Raw genomic sequence first — 8,795 nt, 5'->3', positions numbered from 1 at the left:
CATATGTTTCAATAAATATAACCAACGTTCAAAATCTGTTTCACAATCATCAGCTTCTTTCGTAAACCAAGGCAACTCCAGATATACCTGCCGGATCTTGTCGCTAAACATCCGTCCGGTATCACGGTCTGCCAATATAACATCTGTCCGGAATTTGGAGTTCATTCCCATCTTATAGTTTAACAGGAAGATACCGTATACCGGGCACAGGTTAAACTTCCAGTCTTTACCCTTCTCCCCCTGGTTACTGATAGCCCGCGATAAGTAATAAATACCCCGGTCGTAAAAGTAGGGTTGGGCTCCGTTCTGCATTTCCACCACAAACCAACCGCCATTGTCATCCTTGCAGTGAATATCGAATATCACTCCCCGGTCTTCAATCGTTTCCGGTTGGAGGATCGGATTTTGAAAGGTGATATCGCTGATATGGCGTTCGCCTTCCAGCAGCTGATTTAAGAAATCAATTAATAACTCTTTGTGTACCTCCTGACCGAAAATCCGGTGAAAACCGAAGTCGGTGAAGGGATTGATAAACTTTCCCATAACTAAAGTATTTTGGTTGCCGCTCAATAACAAGCGGTGTGACAAAGATATAGAATATTTCCTTCGGGTAAAAAAGAAAGGAGACTATTTGTTTCAAACATGATAATAATTGAATCTTTTATAAAGCAAAGCTTACAATATAATGCTTTATTTTGTTTATAGATATAAGATATACTGATACAATAAAAGTTTTTTTTAATAATTCCTTCATTTATTCATCTAATGCGTTATAGGACTGATTATCTATCGTTTATACATGAATGAAAACAATTGACATAAAAGAAAGTTCTTTTTTATTCATCTGTAATGATATCCGATACTATAAAAAGAGGAAGTATCTATTGAAAAGTTATCTGTTAGTTAACCTTAGTCTAACATGCGGCCTATGACTATTTAATTCAATTGTTCTGTCTTTTCTTTTGTTTGACAGCTATCGAACGCTTATTTGACAATTGAAAAACGCTTGTAGCACATTTGTCAAACAAGCATTCGACAGATGACAAACGATCATATATATATAACCTTCAGAATAGAAGACTATTAGGCCGCCCCTAATTATCAATTAGCCGACTCCTACTTCTTTTCTACCTGTTAACAAAGCAAATTCCTTCATCCCGATCATTATCCTTCAGATGTAAAACAAAGATTATTAATAAGATATCACAGAGATGAAGGAATGAAGGATTCTTATTAAAGAACTTTTATTGAGATAGAACCTGACATCTATCGATCGATCTTTATTTCTATCTTTGTTATCTTTTTACCGTCTTTATCTTTAAAATATTCGTTATCGGTAAATTCTTTTCTTCCTAACTCTTTATCCATTATTATTCCATCCACCCAGAAATCAGGTTTTCTACTGGTCAACGGATTATAGTTCTCCACATAGAAACAAGATTTTATATAGACAGTATCATTAGTATGCTTAACAGGCAACAAAATATCCTGATCCCTTTTCTGGCCTAACGAGCTATAATAAATCTTTAAATCCAATGTATCTCCTACATTCGTTGTTATATCGAATATGGCCCTGCCCCTATTACCTATTTTCAAATAAGATACCGAATCTATTAAAATAGTTTGTTTCACCCACTTACCCTCTTTTCTGTTTTCCCGATAAAAACAGATCGTATAACGGGCATCCTTTTCATTCTCCCATTGAGCGAATACACTCAATGTAGAAATAAAGAAAAGCAGAATCAGGCAGAAGACTAATTTCATACTGTATATTGATTTATTGTTTGTGCAAAAATAAACATTTCAGATTAAGCAAGTCTAATCTATTCATATATAAAAGAGCCCCTGAAGCCTTTTTGTTCAACTTCAGGGGTACAACTCTCCACATCTCCTTTACCTATTTCACTTATTCAATCAGCTTTTCTTTGCCAGTTCCGATTCGATCGGATCGTCGTATTGTTTTTGTAATTTATGGAGTTCGTCCATTAATTGTTTCGTGATCTCTTCCGTTCCGGGTTTGTTATAAATATTATTCATTTCCATCGGGTCGTTTTGCAGGTCGTAAAGTTCCCACATATCGATGTCACTATAGAAATGCATCAGTTTATAACGGTCGGTACGTACTCCGTAATGACGTTTTACCATATGTTCCGCCGGGAATTCATAATAATGGTAATACAAGGAAGTACGCCAGTCTTTCGGATGTTCGCCTTTCAGCAACGGCAGATAAGAATCGCCCTGGATATCTTCAGGAACCGGAGCACCCGCCAGTTCCAGGAAGGTAGCAGCATGGTCGATGTTCTGAACCATTTCAGGAATATCGCCTTTTATACCACCCGGATAACGAACCAACATCGGTGTACGGAAAGATTCTTCATACATGAAACGTTTGTCGAACCAGCCATGTTCACCCATATAGAATCCCTGGTCTGATGTATAGACAATGATCGTATTGTCCAGCATGTTATTTTTTTCCAGATAATCCAGGACACGGCCCACATTGCGGTCAACCGAATGGATTACACGGATATAATCATGCATATACTGCTGGTATTTCCATTCTGCCAATGCTTTACCGGACAGTTTCTTTTCTTTGAACTCCTTGATGATCGGTTCGTAATGTTTGTCCCAGGCAGCTTTCTGTTCCGCATTGAGTTTATTATACATTGCACGACCGGCTTTTTCCAGTCCCGGATTGGAATGTATTTCATTCTCTTTGTCAGCCAGTTTCAGGTCATAGACAAGGTCCATATCCTTGATGATACTCATTTCCTGCTGAGAGGCGGCAACACGGCCTTCATACTTGTCATAGAATGTTTCCGGAATAGGGAAAACAACGTCCTTATACAACTCCAGGTCGCAGGTATCGGGCATCCATGTACGATGCGGAGCCTTATGATGCAGAAGCAGGCAGAACGGTTTATCCTTATCCCTTTTCTGATCCAGCCAGTCGATTGCCAGATCGGTCGTTATATTGGTGGCGTATCCTTCTATTTGTTTCTTCTCACCGTTATCGATGAAATGCGGGTTGTAATAATCTCCCTGTCCGATCAGGATATTCCAGTAATCGAATCCGGTCGGTTCGGAAGTCAAATGCCATTTACCGACGATAGCAGTCTGGTAACCGGCTTGTTTCAGCAATTTAGGAAAAGTCTGCTGGCCACCGTCAAACGTTTTCGTATTGTCGGTAAAGCCATTCTTGTGACTATGCTTACCCGTCAACAGACAGGCACGACTGGGACCGCTCAGCGAGTTGGCAACAAAACTGTTGGTAAAACGAACTCCTTCCTTGGCGATCCGGTCAATATTCGGAGTCTCGATGAACCGGTTATCGTACGCACTGATAGTCTGGTACGAATGGTCATCACACATAATGTAGAGGATATTCATCGGCTTCTTAGCCTCCTCTGCCACTTTTTTCTCCTTGCAGGAGGGCAACGATGCCAACACCGCTGCTCCTGTCAAAGAAAATAATACTGTAGATCTAACGTTTTTCATATATTTTGCTTATATAAATGAGTTTACCAACCCGGATTCTGCTCCCATTTACCTCCTGTCAACGACAGCATACGAGGCTGGATAGGCAACAGATAGTCGCGACCGACATTAAACTTCCATCCTTGTCCGTAACCGGCCGGATTCGTCGGTACTACGTACCGTAAGGCATCACCCGGTTTTCCTGTGAGGAAAAGATTGTTTCCGGAAGCCTGGTCATAAATCAACTTTCCTTCATATTTCGGATGGTTTTCCAGATCACTTCCGGTATACAACGCTCCTTTCGGCCATTTACCAACGATCAGTTCTTCGGCAGCAGCCCAACGCAGGATATCTTCCAAGCGGCGACCTTCGCAAGCCTTTTCAATGCGGCGTTCGCGACGAACAACCTGAATATATTTATCTAAATGACGGAACGGATAATCGGATTCCTGATTATATTCTCTGTCAAAATCAACGGCAGGCATGCCGACACGGTCACGTAACGGTTGCAAAGCTACAATAATTTTCTGAGCATTTGCGGCTCCATCCAACTCTGCTAACGCTTCTGCATAATTTAACAGGATATCGGCATAGCGGAACTGAATTGCCGGAGTAGCTCCCTTGAATTCGGCATCCAAACTACCGGTATAATCGATCTGCACATATTTCAGCAAAGAATAACCTGTCATATTCTGGTTATAAGAAGAAGAACCGATCAGCGGCGGAACAACATAATAAGGAGGCGTATCATCCGGACGCAGCTGTTGTCCCGGCATACAGATCGTTTGTGACAAACGCGGGTCACGTACGGTAGGTAATAACTCATTACCAAATACCTTCTTTGCATTTATAAGAGCGGCACCGACAAACGGTTTGCCGTCTTTCGTCAGATAATCGTCGATCAACGATGCCGTCACTCCGACACTACCACCCCCCTGATTCAAATAACGATTCACATTATTTCCCACCTGGTCGCCATCATACATTTTGAACCAAAGTACTTCTGGGTTAGCCGATAAATCAGTCGTCTGGAACATCTGACGATAGTCATTCAGCTCATTACCTGTGGAATAAATTTTCCATACACCACGGTCCATCACAGCTTGCGCTGCATTAACAGCTTGTGTGAGATAGTCACGAATTTTTTCATCAGTTACTGAAGGATCGAAGAACTTATCTCCCTTCGCTTTGTGATACTTTTCCCAGGTTCCTTCAAAAAGAGCAACTTCACTCTTCAAAGCACGTGCCACATCTTTATGGACACGCATGGAACCGCTGCTATTTTGTTCACCTAAATGAGAGATAGCATTATCCAGATCCGCCAGAATATTATCAGCAATAGTAGTACGGCTGTCACGCGGCAAAAGCATTTCCTCCGCATTCGGATCAAGCGGAGTACTGATCCAGGTCAGCGGCCCGTAATCGATAAACATCTTATAATAATACCAGGCACGGAAATAATAGGCTTCACCCACATACTGGTTATAATCGGCACTTCCTTGCTCTGCACAGTTCTCCAAATTAGTCAACAAAAAGTTCAGATTACGGATAGCCGTATAATTCGTCAGCTTGGAAGCCCCGCTCAACGTTGTTTCTCCTGCCAGGCGTGCACTTACGGAACTTGCCGACATATTATCGCTATGTGTATCATAACCGGCAATACCACTTCCTCCACCGGCACCAAAGTCTTGTGTACGCAAGCCGTCACCAAAATTCACTTTTATTTTATCATCTTGATATTTCGGATTACCAGTCTGATAAAACTGGTCCAAATAGTTTCTCATTTCACCTGTACTACTGAAAGGCTGTGCAGTAGAAAGTACTCCTTCCGGCATTTTATCCAGATCGAAACACCCGGAAAGGCTGAACGCCAATGCCAAACCTAAAAATATATTTCTTTTCTTCATAAAAGCTCTAAATTATAAGTTAATAACCAAACCGACAGATAGTACACGATTCATCGGATAATTCTTTCCACCCTCACTGGTGTAATCATTCTTTGTGTAGATCGCTTCCGGATCAAACATACCTTTCAACTTTGTAAAAGTCAGTAAGTTTTCACCCGAGAAGAAGACCTGGGCTTTCTGTAATCCCACTTTATTTGTCCATATAGTCGGAAGATCATAACTGATCGTCAGGTTCTTCAGGCGACAATAGGCACCGCTCTGAATATAACGGTCACTGGTAGTCATTGTCTTGTTACTGAAAGGAACCACACCACCTGCAGTATGGATATAGGGTTTCGGATAATAGGCACCTGGATTCGATTCGCTCCAGTAATCCATATGTTCCTTAAATACGGTCACCTGTGCATATGGACCGCTTCCCCAGAAATAAGCACCAGTTCCCGGATTCCAGTCACGCTTGCCGACCCCCTGGAACATCATGCTCAGACTAATACCTTTCCAACTGATAGAACCGTTCACAGTATACTGATAACGCGGGGTCGTATTACCGATAACCGTCATATCACCCATATCGTCCAAAGTATTGGTTCCGTTATTGATCTTATTGTCATTGTTCAGGTCACGATACTTCACATCCCCTGGCGTCCAAGGTTTACCACTGATAAATGACAGGTCGTATTTTTCGTTGTAAGCATCCGCTTCTTCCTGTGTCTGGATCAAGCCATCGGCACGGTAACCCCAGATTTCACCGACCTTTTTACCGGTATACCAGTTCTCTTTCGGATTGGTTCCTGTCGGGTTCGCATATTCTGTTACTTCAGATATCGCATCAGAGATAGAACCTCCGACTGTATACTGGATGTCATTACCGATCTGTCCGCGATAATTCAAAGCCAACTCCCAACCCCGGTTACGCATACGGGCATTATTTGTCTTAGGTGCATCTGCTCCGAAGAAATCAGGGAAATCGACACCGGGACCTAACATATCTTTCGTATCACGCTGGAAGATATCGAGCGTACCTGTCAACGAGTTTCCTAAGAAACCAAAGTCAAGACCAATATTCTTGCTTTCCACCTTTTCCCAGGTAGTTGTCGGATTTACCACACCCGGCGCTCTTGTAAAAATATGGCGTCCGTCAGAGAAAATATAGTTACCCAGGACATTGTTGAGTTCCATTGTCGAAGCGAAAGTATATAATGCTGCACCGGCCTGGTTGCCGAGTAAACCATAAGAAGCACGAAGTTTCAGGTTAGACAGTACATCTGTTACAGAACTCATGAATTGTTCACGGGTGATGTTCCATCCCAATGAAACAGAAGGAAAGAATCCCCAGCGATGTCCGGATGCAAAACGGGAAGAACCGTCATACCGTCCGTTCACTTCCAACAGATAACGTCCGTCGTAATCATAATTGATACGTCCGAAGAAACCGCGGGTAGCCCAGCCGTTACGAGTATCGGCAACGGTTTTGTCACCGGTCCCCATACCTACGTTCGGATTGCTGGTCGAATAAAGTCCTGTGATCGAATTTTTCATCAGGCTGTAATCATAATCTTCTTCTTGGAAACCAGCCATTACAGTAAAGTTGTGCTTTTCAGCGATGCTGAAAAGGTAATTTGTATACAAATTGATCGACTGATAACGTGAACGGTCATAACTACGGGTAAATTTACCGTCAGGAGACATACCTAGCTCAGAACGTACCCCTTTGGAAGTACTTACGCCGTCAGCTCCATAAATAAGCGGACTGACATTCAGTGCTTCATATTCCTTATTACCTAATTTATAAGTATAATCGAAGAATATAAACCAGTTCTTCAGCGGCTGGATATCCAAACCGGCTGTAATATTCATATTATCACGCTGCGTATTCGTATAAGTTCCACTCTGCAGATAAGGAATCATTGTCAGTTCCGTAAAATGTCCGTTCGGGTCGACAGGAGAAACTGTCGGGCGGAAACGAGCCAGTGAATGGTAGAAACCTTCACTGATACCACCGTCACCAAACGGCGTATTCTGGTCAGAATGCATGAATTTCGTATTTACTTTCAGTTTCATCCAGCTCGTCAGCTGTGAAGTGATATTGGCTGCAAAGTTATAACGTTTATAATCCATGTCGGCATAACGAAGGATACCGTCTTCTGAATAATATCCGCCGGAAATATAATATTGTGCCGCTTTACCGCCACCGCTCAGGCTGACATTATGATTCTGTTTGAAAGCCCAGTTCTTATAATGTAAATCGAAATAGTCCACATTGCCGACACCAGACTCCGAGTTTTCAAAAGCCGGGTTCATATTTGAGTTAGCCGGTAACTCAAACCAGGGATCGACACTGCTCGGATCTTTGATATATTGCTGTAACAAAGCCATTTTCTCATCACTATACAAACGAGGTGAACCGGCATTGACACAACCTGCATTCCAATATTGTGCAAAAGAGTACGAATCGACCATATCGGGTAAAACTGTCGGAGCACTCCAACCTACCGTACCCTGATAGTTCACACGCATTTTACCTTCTTCTCCTTTCTTTGTCGTCACCAGGATTACACCATAAGCAGCACGTGCACCATAGATGGCACAAGCCGCCGCATCTTTCAAAACGGATATGTTTTCAATATCACTGGGATTTACATCCGAAAGGCTCATTTCCACGCCATCAACCAATACGTAAGGATTAGCATTATTATCCAGGTTTCCCTGCCCGCGCAATGTCAAAGTACCTGCACCTCCGGGACGGCCACCATCCGAATTGCTTACCAGCAAACCCGGTACCATACCTTGCAAACTTTGTACAGCATCAGCAACCGGACGACGTTCCAAAGCCTCTCCTTTAACGGCTGATACGGAACCAGTCAGATTCACTTTTTTCTGTACACCATAACCTACAACTACTACTTCATTAATATCAACCGCATCACTGAGCATCTTTACGGTTATATCATTCATACCGCTCTTTATCAGAATTTCCTGTGAGATCATACCGATATAAGAGACTAACAATGTTTGTCCGGGCGATACCGAAATGGAAAAACGGCCATCCGCATCGGCTATCGTGCCACTTTGTGAATCCTTCACCTGGACAGCTGCTCCAGCCAGGGGTTCTGACGTAGCTTCTTCAAGAATAATCCCGGTCACATTTTGCTGAGCAAAGCTTACCAGGCAAAATAACATCAAGAAAAATGTTAGAAAAGTTTTTTTCATAAAACACTAAATTTAATAATAACATACTTAATTTCTCAAGACAGACAAGTTTCTTCAAACTTACATCTAATAACATCAAATCAGTCCTATTTCATAAGCACTCTCGATTAGTTAATAATTGCAAAGGCAAAGTTGCATTTTCCGTCATATCCCGACGTCAACAAACGTACTTTTCATGTCAAAAACCATCCTAATGTTCTG

Annotated in this window: 5 protein-coding genes; all 5 read right to left on the bottom strand. The window is 42.2% G+C overall.

The window, feature by feature from the left end; all coding sequences use genetic code 11:
* Positions 1-543 (bottom strand): Rpn family recombination-promoting nuclease/putative transposase (locus IEY67_RS07670; RefSeq protein ID WP_189086821.1); only part of this gene is annotated, 543 nt, incomplete at its 3' end.
* Positions 544-1,266: 723 nt separating this feature from the next.
* Positions 1,267-1,764 (bottom strand): hypothetical protein, encoded by a 498-nt coding sequence (locus IEY67_RS07665; RefSeq protein WP_183669023.1) that lies wholly within the window; start codon positions 1,762-1,764, stop codon positions 1,267-1,269.
* A 150-nt stretch (positions 1,765-1,914) separates the two neighbouring features.
* Positions 1,915-3,498, bottom strand: coding sequence for a sulfatase family protein (locus IEY67_RS07660; protein ID WP_122357046.1), 1,584 nt, complete (start codon positions 3,496-3,498; stop codon positions 1,915-1,917).
* A gap of 23 nt (positions 3,499-3,521) precedes the next feature.
* The gene (locus tag IEY67_RS07655; protein ID WP_122357048.1) at positions 3,522-5,384 is read right to left on the bottom strand and encodes a RagB/SusD family nutrient uptake outer membrane protein; all 1,863 of its coding nucleotides are present in this window, start codon (positions 5,382-5,384) and stop codon (positions 3,522-3,524) included.
* 12 nt (positions 5,385-5,396) lie between these two features.
* Positions 5,397-8,594: a SusC/RagA family TonB-linked outer membrane protein gene (locus IEY67_RS07650; protein ID WP_183669021.1), complete on the bottom strand. Its 3,198-nt coding sequence runs from the start codon at positions 8,592-8,594 to the stop codon at positions 5,397-5,399.
* Positions 8,595-8,795: the final 201 nt, after the last annotated feature.

Source organism: Parabacteroides faecis (assembly GCF_014647375.1).
Taxonomy (GTDB): domain Bacteria; phylum Bacteroidota; class Bacteroidia; order Bacteroidales; family Tannerellaceae; genus Parabacteroides; species Parabacteroides faecis.
Note: the sequence above shows the minus strand (reverse complement) of the source record. Positions and strands in the feature narration are given on the sequence as shown.